Raw genomic sequence first — 23,061 nt, forward strand, 5'->3', positions numbered from 1 at the left:
TTATAACAGCTGGTACAGAGAGCTTATCTCTGATACTTAAGCTTAAAAATAAAAATGGCCTCTTGTAAAAGAGGCCTTTTTTATTATAGTTGCATTAGTATATTTGCAGCATGGAATTACAAAGTACACCGCTTAATTATTTGCCCATCATTATTCAAATGTTAGTGGCTTTAGGGTTTGTGGTAACCACGATGTTTGTAACGCATAAAATTGGTCCTAAGCGTAAAACTAAGGACAAATTAACCCCCTTTGAATCGGGTATCGAAGTAGTGGGTAACGCCCGTACCCCTATATCCATTAAATATTTTCTGGTGGCCATATTGTTCGTGTTATTTGATGTGGAAGTGATATTTATGTATCCCTGGGCCGTTAATTTCAAAGAAATGGGCGCCAAGGGTATGGTCGAAATGTTCATATTTATGGCCACGCTTTTATTGGGTTTTATATACGTAATAAAAAAGAAGGCATTAGACTGGGATTGATCAGATGTGCAGATGATAGATGTGCAAATGTGCAGATGATAGAGTTTTTTTAATTCTAAAATTTAATAATCATCGGCACATTTGAAATCTGCACATTCGCACATCTGCATATCTGCACATAAAAAAGGATTGGAGAATCCTTTTTTAGAACGATTCTAAATATAGCTACAGAGTAGCCATCGTGTACTTTTTACATGGTTATTATTGTAAATTTGCGCTCGTTATCCGTCTTTTCCGGATAGTGGATTTCTATTAAAATAGTTCAATGAGTGATATTCAATTAGTTGACGCTCCTGCTGGAGTAGAAGGCGCCGGATTTTTTGCTACCTCGCTTGATAAAGTAATAGGTATAGCACGCTCAAATTCATTATGGCCCCTGCCATTTGCCACCTCGTGCTGTGGTATTGAATTTATGGCAACTATGGCCTCTCATTATGACCTGTCGAGATTTGGTGCCGAGCGTTTAAGCTTTTCGCCACGTCAGGCCGATCTGTTAATGGTTATGGGTACTATCGCCAAAAAAATGGCCCCGGTATTAAGGCAGGTATATCTGCAAATGGCCGAACCTCGTTGGGTGATGGCTGTTGGCGCCTGTGCCTCAAGCGGCGGTATATTTGATACTTACTCTGTTTTGCAGGGTATTGATGAAGTGATACCGGTTGACGTTTATGTGCCCGGTTGCCCACCCCGCCCCGAAGCTATTATTGATGGCTTTATTAATATTCAAAAATTGGTACAAACAGAATCGCTTCGCAGAAGAAACGAACCTAAGTACCAGGAATTGTTAGCTAAATACGGAATTCAATAATGGCCCAGATCCCTAACGAAGAGCTTTTAAAAAGAATTGCTGAAAAGTTTGACCAGCAGGTAACGCTGGTAGGCGAACCTTATGGTTTGCTTACTGTGGAAACCGGCCGCGAGCAGATCATTGATCTGTTAACCTTTTTAAAGACCGACGACGCTCTCCGGTTTATATTTTTAACGGACATTACCGCTATACATTATCCGGAGCAGGAAAAACAGATTGGTATTATTTATCACCTGCACAGCTTAACCACCAATACCCGTATCCGCATTAAAGTGTTTTTAGCCGATGGCGATGTACATATCCCTACGGCTACTACCGTTTGGGAGGGCGCTAACTGGATGGAGCGTGAAACGTACGACTTTTTTGGGGTTATATTTGACGGCCACCCCGACCTGCGCCGTATACTGAATGTTGATGACATGACGGCTTTCCCGATGCGAAAAGAATTTCCGCTCGAGGATCCAAACCGTGTTGATAAAAAGGATTACTTCTTCGGAAGATAACATATATAGAATCAAGAGGTAAGAATCAAGAATTAAGACAAAACAAGTCTTTTCATCTTGACTCCTGATTCTTGACTCTCAATTCTAAAAATAATTATACTGATGCAAAATCATCCTGTATATACAGACAACGATCCGCAAAACGAGCTTTCGACCCTTAACCTGGGGCCAACGCACCCTGCAACCCATGGTGTGTTCCAGAACGTGCTGCAGCTTGACGGCGAAAGAATTGTAAGTGGCGTATCAACCATTGGTTATATACATCGCGCGTTTGAAAAAATTGCCGAACACCGCCCTTTTTACCAGATAACCCCGCTTACCGACCGTTTAAACTATTGCTCATCACCCATTAACAATATGGGCTGGCACATGACAGTTGAAAAGTTGTTGGGTATCACCACTCCAAAAAGGGTTGATTACCTTAGGGTGATCATCATGGAATTGGCCCGTATCTCTGACCACATCATCTGCAACGGTGTATTGGGCGTGGATACCGGCGCGTTTACAGGTTTCCTGTACATGATGGAGCACCGTGAGTCTATTTATGAAATATATGAGGAGATCTGCGGATCGCGCCTCACTACCAATATTGGCCGTATAGGCGGCTTTGAGCGTAATTTTAATACTATCGCTTTTGCTAAGCTACGTGCCTTCCTGAAGAACTTCCCGGTTACACTGAAAGAATTTGAATCGCTGTTTAACCGTAACCGTATTTTTGTTGACCGCACCAAAGATGTGGCCGCCGTTACTGCCGAAGCCGCGTTGAGCTATAGCTGGACCGGTCCGTTATTGCGTGCAGCCGGTGTTGATTATGACGTAAGGGCCATGAACCCATACTCATCATACGAAGATTTTGATTTTGAAGTGCCTGTGGGTACCAATGGCGATGTTTACAGCCGCTTTTTGGTACGTAACGAAGAAATGTGGCAAAGCCTGCGCATTATTGAGCAAGCCCTGGTAAAACTGGAAAAAGAGCCAACCGACATTTTCCATGCCGATGTGCCTGAGTTTTACCTGCCTCCAAAAGAAGAGGTTTATAATAACATGGAAGCCCTCATCTATCACTTTAAGATTGTGATGGGCGAAATTCCAACCCCGAATACCGAGGTATATCATTCAGTAGAAGGCGCCAATGGCGAACTGGGCTTTTACCTGGTGAATGACGGCGGGCGCAGCCCATACCGTTTGCATTTCCGCAGGCCAAGCTTTATCAATTACCAGATGTATGCGCCAATGAGCCGCGGTATGTTATTATCAGACGCTATTATTAACATGAGTAGTTTAAACGTTATAGCCGGAGAGTTAGATGCTTAAAGTGGAAGATACTCAGGTACCGGTTGATTTTTCGCCGGAACTGATCAGTAAATTTGATGATATCGTAAGCCGTTATCCTAAAGGAAAACAAAAATCGGGCTTACTGCCGATATTGCACCTGGTACAGGCCGAATTTGGCTGGACAAGTGTCCCTGCAATGGATAAGGTGGCGGCCTATTTGGAGATATTACCAATTGAGGTATATGAAGTAGCTTCGTTTTATAGCATGTACTTTTTACGCCCGCAAGGCAAATATGTACTGGAGGTTTGCCGTACCAGCGGTTGCTGCCTGGTAGGCGCCGAAAAGATCATGGATCATATTGAGCAAAAGCTGGGTGTAAAAGAGGGTGAAGTTACCGCCAATGGCCTGTTTAGCTGGCGTGGTGTAGAGTGTTTGGCGGCTTGCGGATTCGGTCCGGTTTTACAAATTGGCCCTGAATATACTTTTTACGAGAATTTAACTAACGATTCGGTAGATAAATTGATCGGCGATTTAACAGCAGGAAAAAGAGATTAAGGATTTAAAGACAAAGGATTAAGGACTAAAAATCTGGGTTTAGAATTTAGTAATTAAAGTTTAGAATTTAGAGACTAGTATTTAGCTTTTAGAATTTAGAGATTAGAATTTAAACAAATGGGTCGCAAATTATTATTAGAACATATAAACGTACCCGGCATCAATACTTTTGATGTTTACCGCTCAAAGGGTGGTTACGCTTCTGTTGAAAAAGCTTTGAAAACCATGTCGCCAGAGGCGGTGGTAGAAGAAGTGAAGAAGTCGGGTTTACGTGGTCGTGGCGGTGCGGGTTTCCCAACCGGTATGAAGTGGAGCTTTTTGGCTAAGCCAGAGGGTGTGGCACGTTACCTGGTTTGCAACGCCGACGAATCGGAACCCGGTACTTTTAAAGACCGCTACCTGATGACCTATATCCCTCACCTGCTCATTGAGGGTATGATCACATCGAGTTTTGCATTAGGAGCCAATACCTCATTTATCTACGTTCGCGGCGAAATGATGCCGCAGATCAGGATCCTGGAAAGAGCTATCGCTGAAGCAAAAGCTAAAGGCTTTTTAGGTAAAAATATTTTAGGCTCGGGTTACGATCTGGAGCTTTATGTGCAACCAGGCGGTGGTGCCTACATTTGCGGCGAAGAAACCGCTTTGCTGGAATCATTGGAAGGTAAACGTGGTAACCCGCGTATTAAACCACCATTCCCGGCTATTGCTGGTTTATATGGTTGCCCAACTGTGGTAAACAACGTGGAATCTATAGCGGCGGTAGTACCTATCATCAACGAAGGTGGCGACGAATATGCTAAACTAGGTATCGGTCGCAGTACAGGAACAAAGCTGATATCAGCCGGTGGTAACCTGAAAAAACCAGGTGTTTACGAAATTGATCTGGGTTTACCTGTTGAAGAATTTTTATACTCCGACGAATATTGCGGCGGTATTGCCAATGGCAAACGTCTGAAAGCGGTTGTAGCCGGTGGTTCATCAGTACCTATTTTACCAGCCAACCTCATCCTGAAGACCATTAACAACGAACCTCGCTTAATGAGCTACGAATCATTAGCTGATGGTGGTTTTGTAACGGGTACCATGATGGGTTCCGGTGGTTTTATTGCGTATGACGAGGATGCCTGTATCGTTCGTAATACCTGGAACTTCGCCCGTTTTTATCATCATGAAAGCTGCGGACAATGTTCGCCATGCCGTGAAGGTACCGGATGGATGGAAAAAGTATTGCACCGTTTAGAATACGGTCATGGTAAACAAAGTGATATGGACCTGTTGGTTGATATCTCAAAAAAAATTGAAGGAAACACGATTTGTCCGCTGGGCGACGCGGCAGCATGGCCGGTGGCCAGCGCTATCCGCCACTTCAGGGATGAATTTGAATGGCACGTAACTAATGCTTCAGAAGCAACAACAAGGAATTACGGTTTGGCTCATTATGCTGATCCGCTTCCTAAGTTGGAATCAGCTACAGCTTAAATAAAATATGTCATTGCGAGGAACGAAGCAATCTCCTCGCATACAAGTTGAGGAGATTGCCACGCTACGCTCGCAATGACATATCAAAGAATAATGAAGGTTTCTAAAACCTTAGGGTTTAGAAATTAGAATTTAGAGTTTATACAAGGACGTTATATAAAATGTCAATGAAAGTAACCATAGACGGGATACCCGTTGAAGTAGAACCGGGAACAAGCATTCTGAATGCCGCAAGGCAGATCGGGGGCGATATTGTTCCGCCTGCGATGTGCTATTACTCCAAGCTGGAAGGCAGCGGTGGTAAATGCCGTACCTGTTTGGTTAAAGTAAGCAAAGGCTCTGAAAAAGACCCGCGCCCTATGCCTAAACTGGTAGCATCATGCCGTACCACGGTAATGGATGGTATGGAAGTGCAAAATATTACCTCGCCCGAAGTGATTGAGGCACGTAAAGGTGTGGTTGAAATGTTATTGATCAATCACCCGCTGGATTGCCCGGTATGTGATCAGGCTGGTGAGTGTCATTTGCAAGACTTAGGTTTTGAACATGGCGCAGCTAAAACCCGCTACGAGTTTGACCGTCGTACATTCGAAAAAATTGACATCGGCGATAAGATACAGTTACACATGACCCGTTGTATTTTGTGCTACCGTTGTGTGTTTACTGCCGATCAGATCACCAATACCCGTTTACATGGTATCCTGAACAGGGGCGATCATTCCGAGATCTCTACCTATATATCAAAAGCTATTGATAACGATTTCTCGGGCAACGTGATCGACGTTTGTCCGGTAGGAGCGTTAACTGATAAAACTTTCCGCTTTAAAAACAGGGTATGGTTTACCAAACCAGTAGATGCGCATCGCGATTGCGATAAATGCTGTGGTAAAACCACTTTATGGTATAAAGGCGAGGATGTGATCAGGGTAACCGGTCGTAAAGATGTTTATGGCGAGGTAGAGGAGTTTATTTGCAATACCTGCCGTTTTGATAAAAAGAAAACAGCCGACTGGGTAATTGAAGGCCCACGCAAGATATCGCATAAATCAGTGATCAGCTCAAATCACTACGAATTTATACCGCTGCCGGTGGTTAAAACCAACCCGGTACTGATGGAAGCGAATAAAGAACAATTTGAACGAGACACACGCTTATAATGGGATCAACTGCAGATATACTGATTAAAATTGGCCTGATACTGATCATTTTCGTTATCAGTCTGGTGATGGCTATGTACTCCACCTATGCCGAACGTAAAGTTGCCGCGTTTTTCCAGGATAGGATAGGTCCTAACCGTGCCGGTCCGTGGGGAATTTTACAACCCCTGGCCGATGGTGGCAAAATGTTTTTAAAGGAAGAGATCATCCCAACTAATGCAACACCTTTCCTGTTTATTGTTGGGCCTTCTCTGGCTATATTGACCGCCTGTATAGGTTCGGCTGTTATTCCATGGGGGCAAACAATGGTTATCGGCGGTCACAGTATCGACTTGCAGGTAACTGATATTAACGTTGGTGTGTTGTACATTTTTGGTGTTGTATCATTAGGTGTGTATGGCGTAATGATAGGTGGCTGGGCATCAAACAATAAATATTCCTTATTGGGTGCTATCCGCGCGGCATCGCAAAATATCAGCTATGAAATTTCGATGGGTTTATCCATCATCGCTTTGCTGATGTTAACCGGTACTTTAAGCATGCGCGAAATTGCCGAGCAACAACATAGCTGGCACTGGAATGTATTAAGGCAGCCACTTGGTTTTATACTATTCATCGTATGTGCCTTTGCCGAAACCAACCGTACACCGTTCGATTTGCCCGAGTGCGAAACTGAGTTGGTAGGTGGTTATCATACCGAATACTCCTCTATGAAACTGGGTTTTTACCTGTTTGCAGAGTATATCAATATGTTTATCTCATCGGCAGTTATGGCTACCTTGTATTGGGGCGGTTACAATTATCCGGGTATGGATTGGGTATTGGCCCATACAGGTCCGGCTATAGGTCCGCTGATCGGGGTTGGCGTATTCTTTATAAAAATTATCTCATTCATCTTCTTTTTCATGTGGGTTCGCTGGACTATCCCGCGTTTCCGCTATGACCAGTTGATGGATTTGGGTTGGAAAATATTGATACCATTGGCCATTGCCAACATTGTGCTTACCGGTATTGGTAGTACATTACTTACACACTTTGGATTTTAATAAAATGGAATCATTAAGCAATAAGAAAAAAGTACTGGAAGTAAAGCCACTCAATTTTATGGAGCGTGCTTACTTGCCGGCCATTGTTAGTGGCCTGGCTACTACCATGAAGCACTTTTTCAGGAAACCGGTTACGATCAGTTATCCTGAAGAGAAGCGCGAATTTTCTGAGAACTTTCGTGGCATGCACTCCCTGAAACGTGATGAGAATGGTAAGGAACGCTGCACTGCCTGCGGATTGTGCGCGCTTTCATGCCCGGCAGAAGCCATCACCATGACGGCAGCAGAGCGTCAGCCAGGTGAAGAGAACCTGTACCGCGAAGAAAAGTATGCCGCTGTTTACGAAATAAACATGCTGCGTTGCATTTTCTGCGGATTGTGTGAAGAGGCTTGCCCTAAAGAGGCGATATATCTTGACGGTGATATTGTACCTGCCGACTATTTGAGGAAGGATTTTATTTACGGTAAAGACAAATTAGTAGAGGCCCCCTTAAATCAATAAAGAAGTTTTATACCTTTGCCCAAACTTTAATGGGAAAGGGTATTTTGTAAATATAAACATGAGTACATTTTACTTCATCGCGTTTTTGTCCATATTCTTTTCGATACTGGTTATCTCGGCCAAAAACCCGGTACATAGTATCCTTTACCTGATACTTACCTTTTTTACGTTCACCATTCACTATATTTTATTGAATGCCCAGTTCCTGGCCATCGTTAATTTTATTGTGTATATGGGCGCTATCCTGGTATTGTTTCTGTACACGCTGATGCTCATCAATCTGAACAAGGAAAGTGAGCCAGTAAAGCCATTTATGATAAAAATAGCAGGTGTGTTTGGCGGAGGTATCCTGGCGGTAGCTTTGGCATCGTCATTAAAACTGATAGCCACATCAAACCCGGTGATCTTAAAAAACCCCGATCTGGGCCTGGTGAAAAACCTGGGCAAAGTATTGTTTAATGAATTTTTACTGCCATTTGAAGTATCGTCTGTATTGCTGTTATCGGCAATGGTAGGCGCTGTTTTACTGGCTACTAAAGACCCTAAAACTGCATAATAATGGATAGTTTAACAAATACCCTACACGCGGTACCGCTTAATCATTATATATTATTAAGCGCCATTATTTTTTCGATAGGGGTAATGGGCGTATTGATACGCCGCAATGCTATCGTGATTTTCATGTCGGTTGAGCTGATGCTTAACGCGGTTAACCTATTGCTTACCGCTTTCTCGGTTTACCGTGGTGATGCCAGCGGACAGGTTTTCGTGTTCTTTATTATGGCATTAGCTGCCGCGGAAGTTGCGGTAGGATTAGCCATCATTGTGATGATCTATCGTAATACCAACTCGGTTGACATCAACGTACTGAACAGGCTGAAGTGGTAGAGTGATTTCGGATTTCGGAATTTCGGATCTGTCATCTATAAAAATATAAACGCGTTACGTAAAATATTCACGTATCACGTACAACATAAAACGTACAACGTATAAAACATGAATCAATACATCTGGCTTATTCCCATATTACCGTTAGCCGGTTTTATTATTAACGGACTTGGCCGCAATTCATTATCAAAAAACGTAATTGGCTTTATTGGCAGCCTGCTGGTACTGGTGTCTTTTGGTTTAAGCCTCGCAGTTTTCTTCCAGATCAAATCAAGCGGTCATCCTATTAATGTTACTTATTTCGACTGGATCTCTGTTGGCACGCTAAAAATATCTTTCTCGTTCCTGGTTGATCAGTTGAGTGCTATCATGCTGTTGATCATCACAGGTGTTGGTTTCCTCATCCACCTGTATTCGATAGGGTATATGCACGATGATAAAGGCTTTGGTAAATTCTTTGCTTACCTGAACCTGTTCGTGTTCTTTATGCTTTTATTGGTGATGGGTTCAAATTATCTCATCATGTTCATCGGTTGGGAAGGTGTAGGTTTATGCTCCTACCTGCTTATCGGTTTCTGGTATACCAATCCAAGTTATGCCGATGCCGCTAAGAAAGCTTTTATCATGAACCGTATAGGTGATCTGGGCTTTTTATTAGGCATATTTTTGATCATACATATTTTTGGCAGCATTGATTTTGCTATCATATTTCCTAAAGCAGCTAGTTTAACGGCCAGTCAAACAGGGCCCTTAACGGCTATAACTTTACTGCTTTTTGTAGGTGCTGTTGGTAAATCGGCCCAGTTGCCCTTATTTACATGGCTGCCAGACGCGATGGCCGGCCCAACGCCGGTATCGGCACTGATACACGCGGCTACCATGGTTACAGCTGGTGTATACATGATAGCGCGTTCCAATATTTTCTATTCCCTGTCTCCGTTTACTATGGAGGTAGTAGCCATCATTGGTTTGGCAACGGCATTGTTCGCTGCATTAATTGCATTAACACAAACTGATATTAAAAAGGTACTGGCCTATTCAACCGTATCACAATTGGGCTATATGTTTTTAGGTTTGGGTGTTGGTGCTTACACAGGCGCTTTCTTCCACGTATTAACACACGCTTTCTTCAAAGCTTTATTATTCCTGGGCGCGGGCTCGGTGATCCATGCTATGAGTGGCGAGCAGGACATGCGCAAAATGGGGGGCTTGAAAGGTAAGATCAAAATAACCTTTGCTACCATGCTGATAGGTACTATCGCGATATCGGGTATCCCTCCATTTTCTGGTTTCTTTTCAAAAGACGAAATCCTGGCTCATGCTTATGCGCATAGCACCACATTTTATGTGATTGGTGTATTTACCGCTATGCTGACTTCATTCTATATGTTCCGGATGTTGTACCTTACTTTTTATGGAAAGTTCCGCGGTACACATGAGCAGGAGCACCATGTACATGAGTCGCCGGCAACCATCACTATCCCGTTAATTGTACTGGCCATTCTTTCGATGATCGGTGGTATGATCGGTGTGCCCGAAGTTTTAGGCGGCCATCATGAGTTGGAACATTTCCTGGCACCGGTGTTCGAGAAATCAAATGCTATTTTGGGCGAGCATCATCTACAAGCCAATACAGAATTTATACTGATGGGTACATCGGTACTGGTAGCTTTGATCGCGTTAGCTTATGCTTACTTTAAATATGTAAAGGGTGGCAGTTTGCCGGTGGCGGATACCGAAGAACGCCCGGCACTCACCAGCATATCCTATAACAAATTTTATATCGATGAGCTGTATGATTTGATCATCCGTAAACCTTTGGATTTTCTGTCCACTTTCTTTTATAACGTGGTGGAGCGCCTGGGTATTGATGGTTTGGTGAACGGATTAGGCAAGGGTACTATTGAAACCAGTAAAGGTTTGCGCTTATTGCAAACCGGTAATGTAGGTTTCTACATATTTATCATGGTACTTGGAATTATTGCTGTATTGGCGTATAGCATATTTGGATTAACTAAAATATAAACGATAAGCGTTTACCATATAACATGACCGTTAGTATATTAATATTTTTACCAGTAGTAGCCGCAGTTATAGTAGCCTTATTAAAAAACGGGACCGCTAAACACGCTGCATTATTTTTCTCAGTTGCCGAACTGGTAATTGCCGGCTTATTTTTAAGCAAGTTTATACCCGATGCAACTACCCAGTTTGCTATTGACGTTCCATGGATACCCAAATTTGGTATCTACTTTAGTGCCGGTATCGATGGTATCAGCATGATCATGGTGCTGTTAACCACACTGCTTTTACCGCTTATTATTTTATCAACCTATCAGCACAAGTATAACAACGAAGGCGCTTTTTACGGTTTGATATTATTTATGCAAGCTGGTTTGCTGGTTGTATTTACTGCTTTAGACGGATTTTTGTTCTACGTAGGCTGGGAAGCCGCGTTGATCCCGATCTATTTTATATGTGCCCTGTGGGGTGGCGAAAACCGCATCCGCATTACCATTAAGTTTTTTATATACACGTTTGCCGGTTCGTTATTTATGCTGGTAGGTATCATTTACCTGTACTTGCAATCCCCTGGCAAAAATTATGATATCCACGAATTTTACCGCATAGGTTTGGATGCTAAGCATCAGTCGCTGGTGTTCTGGGCATTTTTCCTGGCCTTCGCTATTAAAATGCCTCTGTTCCCGTTCCATACCTGGCAACCGGATACTTATACCGAAGCGCCTACAGCGGGTACCATGCTGTTATCGGGTATTATGCTTAAGATGGGTATCTATGGTGTTATCCGCTGGTTAATCCCAAATGCACCTTTAGGCTTTATGCATTGGCAAGCCCTGGTCATGATATTAGCGGTGATCGGTATCATATATGCTTCGCTGATCGCCTTTAACCAAAAAGATGGTAAACGCTTAGTCGCCTATTCGTCCATAGCACACGTTGGTTTAATAGCCGCGGGGATATTTGCCTGGACATCGATAGGTGTTCAAGGAGCTATGATCCAGATGCTTAGCCACGGGATCAACGTAGTAGGTATGTTCTTTATCTGGGATATCATTAGCCGTAGGTTAAATACCCGCGATATCAGCCAGCTTGGTGGCATTGCCAAAGTTGCGCCAAAATTTTCAATAGCTTTTTTAATTATAGTGCTGGGAACAGTTGGTTTGCCTTTAACCAACGGTTTCGTGGGCGAGTTTTTACTGCTTAACGGTGTGTTTGAATACAGCGCCTATCATTATTTCAATATAGCATTGGGAGCAGTTGCTGGTTTAACCATTATTTTTGGTGCGGTATATATGCTGCGGATGTACAAAAATGTAATGCAAGGCGAAACCAACGAGCTAACCGCTACTTTTACTGACATTAGCGGATCCGAGAAACTGACCTTATGTATTATTTGCGTGCTGATCATCGCAATAGGTGTTTATCCGCATCCTATCCTGCATATATCAGAGGCTGCTGTTAATAATTTAATACATTCAATAAACATTAAAACTTATTAAAGAAAACTGAAGGTTCGTTTTAGAGCTTAGGATTTAGAATTTCACATAAATGAATACTTTAATCATCATATCTGTTTTACCAATAGTGCTTTTGTACCTGGGCTTGTATAAGGCTACAAAATCATTATTACCGGTTACTATTATTGGTTTGCTGGCGGCCTTAGGTTTAGCCATTGCCCAATGGAATAATGTTGCCTTGCCTATATACCACGGTATGATGATGTTTGATAATTTTGCTATCGCGTTTTCGGGGATCACCATTATTGCAACTATACTTATCCTGATGCTTTCAAAAGGATATTTTGATAGGATAAGTAAACATATAGCGGAGTACTATGCTATTATCCTGTTTTCGTTGGCAGGTATCATTGTGATGGTATCGTTCTATAACCTGGTGATGTTATTTATCGGTATCGAGATCATGTCAGTAAGTTTATACATACTGGCAGGTATCAAGAAAAGTGATTTTGCATCGAACGAAGCGGCTTTAAAATATTTTCTAATGGGTGCTTTTTCAACAGGTTTCCTGTTGTTTGGTATCACATTATTGTACGGAACAACAGGCTCATTTAGCCTGGAAGTAATCCGCGACTGGGTTTTGGCCCATCCGCATGCCGACCCTATGTTTTACACCGGCATTGTATTGATCATTGTTGGTCTTTGCTTTAAAGTAGGCGCTGCCCCTTTCCATTTCTGGACACCGGATGTATATGAAGGAGCACCAACCTTGATTACCGCGTTCATGTCAACCGTGGTTAAAACCGCGGGCTTTGCCGCTTTCCTGCGCCTGTTCTCGGCCTGCTTTGCGCCATTGTCTGATTTTTGGGTCCCTGTAATATTGGTTATCACTGTTATTACTTTGTTTATCGGTAATATCACCGCCCTTTATCAGCAAAGCTTTAAACGCATGCTGGCTTTTTCGAGCATATCACACGCTGGCTACCTGCTTTTTGCTATAGTAGCTTTAGGCTCAGGCTCGGCTAATTCGGTATTTATTTATGCTACGGCTTATTCTATAGCTTCGATCATTGCTTTTGGCAGTTTAATATTGGTACAGCAACAAAGTGGCAGCGATAATTTTGAAAGCTTTAATGGTTTGGCAAAAAGTAATCCTTTCCTGGCATTGGTATTAACTATTGCCATGCTTTCATTGGCAGGTATACCACTCACCGCGGGCTTTATGGGTAAGTTCTTCATGTTCTCCGCAGCGCTGGCCAAATATCATGTTTGGTTGGTTATTATAGCGGTAATAAACGCCATTATCAGTATTTTTTACTATTTCAGGGTTATTATCGCCATGTATTTCCGCACGGCTGATCGTACCGAACTGGTGGTACCTGCCTACTATAAAATAGTATTTATCATTTCGGCACTGGTAACTATTCTTATCGGTGTTTATCCGGATTTTATTGCCAGGTTCATTTAATCAATAACTGGATAACTGCAAATTGATTTAATATTTGTAGTTTTACAGATATAGTGAATGGAAAGTTTTTGGGAATACCTTCAAAATTTAACGGACGCTCAATCCATTATAAGCAGGGGGGGCTTTTATCTCTTGCTTGTTGTTGTGTTTGCTGAAACCGGCCTGTTTTTTGGTTTTTTTTTACCGGGAGATTATCTGCTGTTCATGGCAGGTCTGCTGTGCGCGGCAGGGAAGGTTGATGTAACTATATCCACATTGGTTTTATCGCTTATTGGTGCCGGAGTATTAGGTAACTTTGCTGGTTATTGGTTCGGATATCGAACGGGGCCGGTATTGTTTAATAAAAATGATTCCCTGTTCTTTAAAAAACGATACGTGACACTGGCCAGCGATTTTTATAATAAGTACGGTGGCATGGCGTTGATTTTAGGCAGATTTTTCCCTATAGTTAGAACATTTGCCCCTATATTTGCAGGTGTGGTAAAGGTTGATATAAAGAGGTTTACTTTATTTAACTTTATAGGCAGTGTAACTTGGGTATGCGCATTTACCCTGAGCGGCTTTTTTCTGGGGAAACGCTTTCCGCAGTTAAAAGATTATCTGCAATACATTGTTTTAGGATTGATCATAGTTACATCAATTCCTTTGATAGTAGCTTACATAAGAAAGAAAATATTAGAAGCAAAAGAAAATAAATAATATAAATACAACTACTAAATGAGTACACAGCACCCCTGGCACCAGGTTTCTCCTGGCGAAAATATCCCTGAAATTGTTAATGCAATCATCGAGATCCCCAAAGGTTCAAAAGCCAAATATGAAATTGATAAAGATTCAGGTTTATTAAAGCTTGATCGTGTTTTATTTTCTTCGGTAATGTACCCGGCAAACTATGGTTTTATCCCGCAAACTTATTGCGATGATAAAGATCCGTTGGACATCCTGGTGTTATGCTCTATTGACGTATTCCCGATGTCGATCATCGAGGCCAAAGTTGTAGGTGTGATGCACATGGTTGATAATGGCGAGCAAGATGATAAGATCATTGCAGTAGCCAAAAATGATATGTCGGTAAATTATATCAACGATTTGAATGAGCTGCCCCCGCATGCCATGACCGAGATCGTTCGTTTCTTTAAAGATTACAAAAAACTGGAAGGTAAAAACGTAACCATTGAACATTTACTCGGTGTTCGTTACGCACATAAAGTGATACAAGAAAGTTTGGAATTGTATAAGACTACTTTTCCTGTCACGCAATAATTAATAGATGGACCCCGCGCATTACGAAATAAGCCCCCTTTATTTAATTGCAACCGTGTTGCTGGTTTTGCTCAACGGCTTTTTTGTAGCCGCGGAGTTTGCCATGGTAAGGGTACGGGGTTCACAAATTGAAATAAAGGCTAAATCGGGAAGCGGGGTTGCCAAGGTTGCACGTGGTATATTGCACAATCTGGATGGTTACCTGGCTGCAACACAGTTAGGCATTACTATAGCATCACTGGCATTAGGTGTTGTGGGCGAAGAAGTAGCCACCAATATTGTGATCAGGGGTTTTCTGTCTATTGGGATAACACTTTCCAGTGGTTTTATTACCGCCAGTCATATTTTAGCCTTTACTTTTATTACCGTATTGCATATTGTGTTTGGTGAGCTTGCCCCTAAATCAATAGCCATTCAAAAATCGGTACGTACCGTGCTGGCGGTTTCTCTTCCGCTTAGGTTTTTCTTTGTGTTTTTCAAACCTTTGATATGGTTGTTAAATGGGTTCGCTAATTTTATTTTGAGGCTTTTGGGTATTAATACCTTAGAAGGCGGAGAGGCCCACCATAGCTCAGAAGAATTACAATACTTGCTTGAACAGGGTAAAGAATCGGGCGCTTTGGATTCAAATGAACACGAACTGATTCAGAACGTGTTTGATTTTAACGAGCGTGTGGTTAAGAACATCATGGTGCCCCGTACAAAAATATCTGGCATTGATATCAGTTCCACTAAAGAAGAACTGCTGGATATGATCATCACCGAAGGATATTCACGTATGCCTGTTTATGATGATGTGATCGATAAGATCATTGGAATTGTACACGCCAAAGATATTTTACCGCTACTGGCCCGCAATGAAGAGATCGTACTAAAAAACATTATCCGCAAGCCCTATTTTATTCCTGAAACTAAAAAGATCAACGATCTGATGGCCGAGCTGCAGCAGAAACGGATTCAGATAGCCATTGTGCTTGACGAATTTGGTGGTACCGCGGGTATGGTTACGTTGGAGGATATTGTAGAAGAATTGGTGGGTGAGATACAGGACGAGTACGATGAGGAAAAGCCTATTGTTGAAAAAGTGAACGACCGGGAATTTATCGTGAATGCGCTTGCCCCTATATATGATGTGAACGAACATTTGCCGCATGATCTTCCGGAAGATGGCGACTTTGATACTGTATCGGGATGGCTGGGAGATATATTTGGCAAAATCCCAGATGTAGGCGAACAAAAAGAATCAAACGGATATAATATTACCGTGTTGCGTAAATCCGATCAAAACATTGAATCAGTTAAGTTAGAGTTACTGATAAATGAAGAAGATGCGGTAGATTTACACTGAGTGATGCTGAAAGCTTAAGGCTGAAAGCACAAAGCTTTATGTATTCAGGCTTTTGGCTTTAAGCCTTGAGCTTTCAGCTTTTGATTTTATGCTTTTTTATACTCCCGATATAGCACCCTCGCACCCGCAATATTTTCTTAGTGAAGAAGAAAGCAAACATGCTATCCGTGTATTACGGCTGGAGGCAGGCAGCGAAGTACAACTGATTGATGGCCGGGGTGGCTTTTATACCGCGGTGATACAGGATGCCCATCCTAAACGCACCATACTGCAAGTTACTTCGGTTACAGAGAACTATAACAAACGCAACCATTACCTGCACTTAGCAGTAGCCCCTACCAAAAATATTGAACGCCTGGAATGGTTCCTGGAGAAAGCTACCGAGATTGGTATTGATGAGGTATCATTGATCATCAGTCAACGGTCAGAGCGTAAGGAAGCTAAAGTTGATCGCTTAAAGAAGATCATTACAGCTGCTATCAAGCAATCTATTAAAGCTTACCATCCGGTTTTAAATGAACCGGTAAAGCTAAATGACCTTTTATCACGCCCGTTTGATGGACAAAAGTTTATCGCACACTGCGAACCCGGCGAAAAACTTAGCTTGCGTGATGAGTTACTACCGCATGGCCGCTACCTGGTATTGATAGGACCTGAAGGTGATTTTACACCCGCCGAAATTGAAAGTGCTTTGCAAAACGGTTTTAAACCCATAACTTTAGGTGAAAGCCGCCTGCGTACCGAAACAGCTGCACTTGAGGCCTGTTTTGAGGTGAACTTTTTAAACCGTGTATGAAAACTGCTAAAATATTTTGTTTTGCCTTTGCTGCCATTATATTCATGAGCGGTTTTAATAATCCTGCCTATAAAATTGCCAGACTTAAATACAATGGGGGTGGCGATTGGTATGGCGACCGAACCGCATTGCCCAACCTGATCAAATTTTGTAACGAAAATTTAAAAACCAACTTTGAGGCCGATGATGATGTAGTAGAAGTTGGTAGCGCCTCCTTATTTAACTACCCCTTTACCTTTATGACCGGCCATGGCAACGTAATATTTACCGATCAGGAGGCACACAATCTGCGCAAGTATTTAACCGGAGGTGGTTTTTTGCATATCGATGATAATTACGGCCTCGATAAGTTTATTCGTCCGCAAATGAAAAAGGTTTTCCCGGAGCTTGATTTTGTGGAATTGCCGGTTAACCATCCCATCTATCATCAAAAATATCCCTTTCCCAATGGCCTGCCTAAAATTCATGAACACGATGGTAAACGGGCGCAGGGCTTCGGACTTATTTACAAAGGCAGACTGGTGTGTTTTTATACCTATGAGTGCGATCTGGGCAATGGTTGGGAAGATTATGGCACCTATGCCGGCGATACACAGGAAGCGCGCTTAAAAGCATTGAAAATGGGCGCAAACTTGATTCAATACATATTTACGCAATAGAAAATCCGGAATAGTGATATTCGCATATTTACTGTGAACTAATAAATGGTAGATTTATAATAATTGTTTCTTAGATTTAAGCAAATCAAGGCTTAATCACTAATCCCCAGGCATGTATCAACTCAAGATAAATAATCGGCATGATATTGAAGTTAACCGAACCGGAGAGAACCTGTTGGTAAACAATACCAAAACCGAACCGGATATTAAACATATTGGAGAGGGGATATATCATGTTATTGAAAATGACAGATCGTACCGGGTTGAAGTGGTTAGTTTTAACAGCTCTGATAAAACTGCCGAGATTAAAATAAACACCAATACTTATTCAATAACCGCCAAAGATCAATTTGATGTATTGCTGGATAAACTGGGCTTAAGTAGCCTGAATAGCACCAGGGTGAGTGAAATAAAAGCCCCGATGCCGGGTATGGTACTTAAAGTTTTTGTCGCTGAAGGTGATGAAGTTAAAAAGGGTGATAACCTGTTGGTACTGGAAGCCATGAAAATGGAAAACATCATCAAATCGCCGGCGGATGTTTCTATAAAGAGTATAAAAGTAAAGGCAGGTGATAAAGTAGAGAAGGGACAGATCCTGATGGGATTTTAATAAACTCACCTACTTCCTGGGCATTATTTGATGTAAATCGCAAAAAAGCCAACGTTTTTTTATGGTTTTTATTGTTTGTTTATTCATTTTTTATTAAATTACTTTTCTCAATTTAATATTTCACTACATGAAGAAAAATTTACTAACAATTTTGTTGTTGTTTTCTTGTATTACATTTGGTTTAGCACAAAGCCGTGTTATTACAGGTAAAGTAACAGATCAGAAAGACGGTTCGCCCTTACCTGGGGTAAGTGTAACTGTGAAGGGGGCTCAGGGAACAGGCACTCAAACCGGTGTGAATGGGACGTTCAACCTTACGGTTCCTGCTAACGCAAAGGTGCTGGTTTTTAAATTTCTTGGATTTAAAGACGCCGAATTGCCAATCGGTAGCAAGCCACTGAATGTGCAATTGGAATCAGACTCAAAACAACTTACCGAAGTTGTAGTGGTTGGTTACGGTACGCAAAGCAAGCAAACGTTAACCGGATCGATATCAAAGATTAAAGGTGCCGATATTGAAAATATCCCCGTACCCAGCTTAGAATCGGCAATACAAGGCAGAACACCGGGTGTTTACATACAAGCCCAGAATGGTAAGTTAGGCCAGGGTATCCAGGTACGTATTCGAGGCGCTTCATCAGTATCGGCAGGTAACCAACCTTTATACGTAGTTGATGGTTTGCCTATTACGGTTGATGATTTTTCAACCAATGGAGCATCAACCAATCCGCTGGTGGATCTTAACCAAAATGATATTGAATCCATTGATATATTGAAAGACGCTTCGGCAGCTGCAATTTATGGTTCAAGAGCGTCAAATGGGGTAGTCTTAGTAACTACCAAAAAAGGCAAGGCGGGTGATACAAAAGTAACCTACAATCAGTATTATGGCTTTAGTAAGCCAACCAATGATCGTGAGTTTTTAAATGCACAACAATATGTTACAGCGTTAACTGCTGCGGGTTTAGCAGGTGGATATTCCGCTGCATCTATTGCCGCAAGATTGCAGAGATATGCCGCCGGTAGCGATAATTATAAAACATATGCAGTAAATACCGATTGGCAGAAAGAAATAACCCAACATGCACCGGTGCAAAATTATAACCTGGTGTTATCTGGCGGTAACGAAAAAACAAAGTTTTATATATCCGGTACTTACAATAATCAGAAAGGATTTTTGATCGGTAATGCGATTAATCAATATAGTTTAAGAACTAATATCAGCAACCAGGCCAACAAATGGTTAGAGGTAGGCGCCAATTTGAGTGTGTCGCGTACAAAAAACTATCGTTTGTCTAATGATGATCAGTTTTCAACTCCAGAGCAAATTGTTGCATTATCGCCAATTACGCCGGTTATTGACCCGCGTACAGGCTTAACCAGTGGTGCACTTGATCCGACTACCGGTCTTCCAAACTCCAATTTTCCTATATATTTTAATCCGCTGTTGAATTCCCAAAACAGCTACTTTAATACAACAGACTACAGGAACCTTGGGAACGTTTTTGCCCAGATAAAAATACTTCCGTCATTAAGCTTTCGTTCAGAGGTGGGTGTAGATATATTAAACTCAAGTGAAGACAACTATGCGGGTAGTTTAACATCCCGTAACTCGGGCACGCCAAACGGAGCAGGCTTTAACTCATCTGTAACATCGGTGAATTTTAACACCAATAACTTTTTACAATTTATTAAGGATATTGGCAAGAGTAATATTAATGCTGTTGGCGGGATGACTTATCAGCGTCAACAAAATGATCTTAACTCAATTACAGGTCAGCAGTTCCCGAGTGATGCCTATAAAAAATTAAATAGTTCGGCTAATATTACCGCCGGTTCATCCACTTCAACGGCTTATTCTTTACTCTCTTATTTCAGCAGGGTAAATTACAAGTACGATGAAAAATATCTTTTAACATTAAGTGGACGTATTGACGGATCATCAAGATTTGGTGCTAATCATCGGTATGGCTTCTTCCCGGCAGGTTCGGTAGGCTGGATTGTTTCAGAAGAGAGCTTTATGAAACAACAGCAACTCGTATCTCAATTGAAATTGAGGGCGAGTTATGGTTTAACAGGTAACTCTGAAATTGGTAATTTCCCATCACGCGGATTATTTTCAGAGTTTGGCTATGCCGGTGTTGCCGGTTCAAGACCAACTCAATTACCTAATCCCGATTTGAAATGGGAAACTACTGCTCAATCAGATATCGGTTTAGATGTTGGTTTCTTTAACGGACGCTTATCCGGACAATTTGATGTTTATTTAAAGAAAACTAAAGATCTGTTGCTGAATGTACAAGTACCAGCTACATCTGGTTTTACAACCATAACCCAAAACCTTGGTAAATTGCAAAACAAAGGCTTTGAGTTACAGATAGATTCAAAGAATATTGTGGGTAAAGAACTAACGTGGACAACCAGCTTTAACTTCTCGGTAAACCGAAATAAAATTACTGACCTAAAGGGGCAAGTTATAACAGGAAGTGGTGATGCTGTGAATCGGGCTGTTGAAGGCCAGCCATTGGGTATATTTTATACTGTGGAATTTGCCGGTGTTGATCCAGCTACTGGTGACGCACTATATTATAAAAATAACGATCTGGGAGGGGGAAAGCTAAATAAAGAGACTACAAATGATTACAACAAGGCAAATCCTGTGGTTGTTGGCAATCCTAATCCTAAATTTATTGCTGGTTTAAATAATACTATAAGCTATAAAGGTGTTGATTTTAGCTTTTTATTGCAGGAAGTAAATGGTGACCAAATTTATAACGGAGGTGGCCAATACATGTCAGTTGGCTTTAATAATGGAGCTGATAATCAAACTATTGATCAGCTTCAATCATGGAAAAAGCCGGGTGATATTACTATGGTGCCCGAGGCTCGTTTATTTGGTGGAAACGGTATAAACCCCAGTTCAAGATATTTAAGCGATGGGTCGTACCTGCGTTTAAAGAATATTGTTTTAGGGTATAATTTCCCAAAAGCAGTGTTGGAGAAAATTAAATTACATAGTTTAAGAATTTATGCGCAGGCAACAAATTTAGCTACATGGACCAAGTATAAAGGTTGGGATCCCGAGCTAAATTCTGATGCATTTTCTGGCAACATTACTCAAAACTATGATTTTTATGCAGCCCCGCAGGCTAAAACAATAACTTTTGGTATTAACGTGGGATTTTAATTTAAGCTGAAGAAGATGAAAAAAATAAAATATTCAATAATAGCATTAAGTACGTTAGCAATGCTATATAACTCCGGCTGTCAAAAGCAGTTAAATATTAAGCCTCAAAATTCTGTAGAATCGGATCTGGCTTTAAAAACATCAAAAGATGTGGAAGGTGTGCTTATCGGGGCTTACACCGCAGCGGGCTTAAGGGGACTTTATGGTGGCAGATTGCAGTCAAGTACAGATTTTTTAGCGGATGATGGTGATTTCTCATATCAAGGTACTTTTTCTGATTATACCGAACTTGATAATAAAAAAGTAACTATCAATAATACCTTTGTTGAGGGGGTATGGGATGCGGGTTATAATACCATTGGTGTTTGTAATACGGTTTTGGCCAATATAACTTTGGTTGATACAGCTAAAGGCAAAAGAACAAGGGTTCAGGCAGAAGCAAAATTTTTGCGAGGTATGACTTATTTTGATTTAGCCCGTGCATTTGGAAAGGCCTGGAATGATGGCGATCCAACAATAAACCTGGCTGTTCCTTTGATATTAATACCAACAACAACAATACCAGGAATACAAAAACCTAAAAGGAACACCGTTGCCGAAATCTACGCACAGGCAATAGCTGATTTAACGAGTGCCGAAGCTAATCTTGCCGGGAGCAATCCACCGTATGCGAGTTCTTCATCAGCATCAGCTGTACTGGCACGAATTTACCTTACGCAGAAAAAATATGATTTGGCAGAAACAGAAGCCACAAAGATCATTAACAGCGGGCTTTTTAAACTGGTTGAACACTTCTCCGACGAATTTCAGAATCCACCACAAGCTACGCACGTATTTAACTCTACCGAAGACATATTTGCAATTCAAATTTCACCCCAGGCTGGATTTAACGCATTAAATGAAGTTTATGCAAGTGCCGATTTTGCAGGTCGTGGAGAAACATATATTTATCCGCAACATCTGGCGCGGTATGAAGCCGGTGATGATCGTGCCAATGAGTTTTACGATTTTACAAATGGCCCTTTTACAGCCAAGTTTAACAATACCTTTGGTAACGTAATTACCATTCGTTTAGCTGAGATTTATTTGATCAGAGCAGAAGCAAGACTTCAGAAGGCTACTACTGATCTGGCAGGAGCAACAGCTGATATAAATGTTGTAAGAAACAGAGCAAAATTGGCCAACACACCAGCGGTCGTAAAGGATTCCCTATTTGTGGTGATGAAACGGGAGCGTCGTGTTGAGCTTCCTTTTGAGGGTGTAAGATTGGGCGATTTAAAGCGTTATGAGGAAGATACCAATTCAATAGACGGCGATGGTAACCCGGTAGAAACCTTTCATTGGAACTCACCAAAATTGATATTTCCGATACCTAAACGTGAGCGGGATGCAAATCCAAATTTAACGCAGAACGAAGGTTATCAATAAATGCCTTCATAAAAATAAAACAAAAAGCCCCGGCCTTATACATAAGGCCGGGGCTTTTTGTTGTTCGGGATGTATTGGGGTAACCTATATCATTTGTCTTTGCGTTAGAGTTGGAGTTAAATAC

General features: G+C 41.6%; 22 protein-coding genes. All 22 read left to right on the forward strand.

Going from position 1 to position 23,061, the window contains the following annotated elements; all coding sequences use genetic code 11:
• Window positions 1-110: 110 nt before the first annotated feature.
• The 22 genes from AC57BQ_RS26220 (at window position 111) to AC57BQ_RS26325 (ending at window position 22,937) form a co-directional block, all read left to right on the forward strand.
• Entirely contained in the window at window positions 111-482 is a 372-nt protein-coding gene (locus AC57BQ_RS26220; RefSeq protein WP_090473572.1) for an NADH-quinone oxidoreductase subunit A, read from the forward strand.
• Window positions 483-747: 265 nt separating this feature from the next.
• Window positions 748-1,290, forward strand: a complete 543-nt coding sequence (locus AC57BQ_RS26225; RefSeq protein WP_076375850.1) for an NADH-quinone oxidoreductase subunit B — start codon at window positions 748-750, stop codon at window positions 1,288-1,290.
• Entirely contained in the window at window positions 1,290-1,793 is a 504-nt protein-coding gene (locus tag AC57BQ_RS26230; protein ID WP_166091090.1) for an NADH-quinone oxidoreductase subunit C, read from the forward strand. Before AC57BQ_RS26225 ends, AC57BQ_RS26230 begins: the two co-directional genes overlap by 1 nt.
• Before the next feature lie 102 nt (window positions 1,794-1,895).
• Window positions 1,896-3,107, forward strand: a complete 1,212-nt coding sequence (locus AC57BQ_RS26235; protein ID WP_496409064.1) for an NADH-quinone oxidoreductase subunit D — start codon at window positions 1,896-1,898, stop codon at window positions 3,105-3,107.
• A complete protein-coding gene (locus tag AC57BQ_RS26240; RefSeq protein ID WP_496409065.1) occupies window positions 3,100-3,624 on the forward strand; it encodes an NADH-quinone oxidoreductase subunit NuoE family protein in 525 nt (174 codons plus the stop codon). The genes AC57BQ_RS26235 and AC57BQ_RS26240 overlap by 8 nt, the downstream gene beginning before the upstream one ends.
• 117 nt (window positions 3,625-3,741) lie before the next feature.
• The gene (nuoF, locus tag AC57BQ_RS26245) at window positions 3,742-5,106 is read left to right on the forward strand and encodes an NADH-quinone oxidoreductase subunit NuoF (RefSeq protein WP_496409066.1); all 1,365 of its coding nucleotides are present in this window, start codon (window positions 3,742-3,744) and stop codon (window positions 5,104-5,106) included.
• Window positions 5,107-5,273: 167 nt separating this feature from the next.
• On the forward strand, window positions 5,274-6,263 hold the full coding sequence (locus AC57BQ_RS26250; protein ID WP_369829207.1) for an NADH-quinone oxidoreductase subunit G: 990 nt from the start codon (window positions 5,274-5,276) through the stop codon (window positions 6,261-6,263).
• A complete protein-coding gene (gene nuoH / locus AC57BQ_RS26255; RefSeq protein ID WP_090473566.1) occupies window positions 6,263-7,309 on the forward strand; it encodes an NADH-quinone oxidoreductase subunit NuoH in 1,047 nt (348 codons plus the stop codon). The genes AC57BQ_RS26250 and nuoH overlap by 1 nt, the downstream gene beginning before the upstream one ends.
• A gap of 4 nt (window positions 7,310-7,313) precedes the next feature.
• Complete coding sequence (locus AC57BQ_RS26260; protein ID WP_419699959.1) at window positions 7,314-7,811, forward strand: NuoI/complex I 23 kDa subunit family protein; 498 nt, start codon at window positions 7,314-7,316, stop codon at window positions 7,809-7,811.
• 58 nt (window positions 7,812-7,869) lie between these two features.
• Window positions 7,870-8,367: an NADH-quinone oxidoreductase subunit J family protein gene (locus AC57BQ_RS26265; RefSeq protein WP_090473565.1), complete on the forward strand. Its 498-nt coding sequence runs from the start codon at window positions 7,870-7,872 to the stop codon at window positions 8,365-8,367.
• 2 nt (window positions 8,368-8,369) lie between these two features.
• Entirely contained in the window at window positions 8,370-8,699 is a 330-nt protein-coding gene (nuoK, locus tag AC57BQ_RS26270; protein WP_090473564.1) for an NADH-quinone oxidoreductase subunit NuoK, read from the forward strand.
• A gap of 108 nt (window positions 8,700-8,807) precedes the next feature.
• On the forward strand, window positions 8,808-10,724 hold the full coding sequence (nuoL, locus tag AC57BQ_RS26275) for an NADH-quinone oxidoreductase subunit L (protein WP_496409067.1): 1,917 nt from the start codon (window positions 8,808-8,810) through the stop codon (window positions 10,722-10,724).
• A 23-nt stretch (window positions 10,725-10,747) separates the two neighbouring features.
• The gene (locus tag AC57BQ_RS26280) at window positions 10,748-12,220 is read left to right on the forward strand and encodes a complex I subunit 4 family protein (protein WP_496409068.1); all 1,473 of its coding nucleotides are present in this window, start codon (window positions 10,748-10,750) and stop codon (window positions 12,218-12,220) included.
• Window positions 12,221-12,269: 49 nt separating this feature from the next.
• Window positions 12,270-13,646: an NADH-quinone oxidoreductase subunit N gene (locus tag AC57BQ_RS26285; RefSeq protein WP_496409069.1), complete on the forward strand. Its 1,377-nt coding sequence runs from the start codon at window positions 12,270-12,272 to the stop codon at window positions 13,644-13,646.
• Between the two features lie 57 nt (window positions 13,647-13,703).
• The gene (locus AC57BQ_RS26290; protein ID WP_496409070.1) at window positions 13,704-14,345 is read left to right on the forward strand and encodes a DedA family protein; all 642 of its coding nucleotides are present in this window, start codon (window positions 13,704-13,706) and stop codon (window positions 14,343-14,345) included.
• A gap of 18 nt (window positions 14,346-14,363) precedes the next feature.
• Window positions 14,364-14,909, forward strand: a complete 546-nt coding sequence (locus AC57BQ_RS26295) for an inorganic diphosphatase (RefSeq protein ID WP_370997112.1) — start codon at window positions 14,364-14,366, stop codon at window positions 14,907-14,909.
• A gap of 7 nt (window positions 14,910-14,916) precedes the next feature.
• Window positions 14,917-16,257 carry a hemolysin family protein gene (locus tag AC57BQ_RS26300; protein WP_496409071.1) on the forward strand — a complete coding sequence of 447 codons (1,341 nt, stop codon included), beginning with the start codon at window positions 14,917-14,919 and terminating at the stop codon, window positions 16,255-16,257.
• A gap of 88 nt (window positions 16,258-16,345) precedes the next feature.
• Complete coding sequence (locus tag AC57BQ_RS26305) at window positions 16,346-17,053, forward strand: 16S rRNA (uracil(1498)-N(3))-methyltransferase (protein WP_496409072.1); 708 nt, start codon at window positions 16,346-16,348, stop codon at window positions 17,051-17,053.
• 44 nt (window positions 17,054-17,097) lie between these two features.
• Window positions 17,098-17,712 (forward strand): DUF4159 domain-containing protein, encoded by a 615-nt coding sequence (locus AC57BQ_RS26310; RefSeq protein ID WP_496409495.1) that lies wholly within the window; start codon window positions 17,098-17,100, stop codon window positions 17,710-17,712.
• 112 nt (window positions 17,713-17,824) lie between these two features.
• Window positions 17,825-18,322, forward strand: a complete 498-nt coding sequence (locus tag AC57BQ_RS26315) for an acyl-CoA carboxylase biotin carboxyl carrier protein subunit (protein WP_496409073.1) — start codon at window positions 17,825-17,827, stop codon at window positions 18,320-18,322.
• Window positions 18,323-18,449: 127 nt separating this feature from the next.
• On the forward strand, window positions 18,450-21,509 hold the full coding sequence (locus AC57BQ_RS26320; RefSeq protein ID WP_496409074.1) for a SusC/RagA family TonB-linked outer membrane protein: 3,060 nt from the start codon (window positions 18,450-18,452) through the stop codon (window positions 21,507-21,509).
• Between the two features lie 15 nt (window positions 21,510-21,524).
• On the forward strand, window positions 21,525-22,937 hold the full coding sequence (locus tag AC57BQ_RS26325) for a RagB/SusD family nutrient uptake outer membrane protein (RefSeq protein WP_496409075.1): 1,413 nt from the start codon (window positions 21,525-21,527) through the stop codon (window positions 22,935-22,937).
• Window positions 22,938-23,061 lie beyond the last annotated feature (124 nt).

The organism is Mucilaginibacter sp. BGA-UO-ETr-C110, assembly GCF_059567985.1.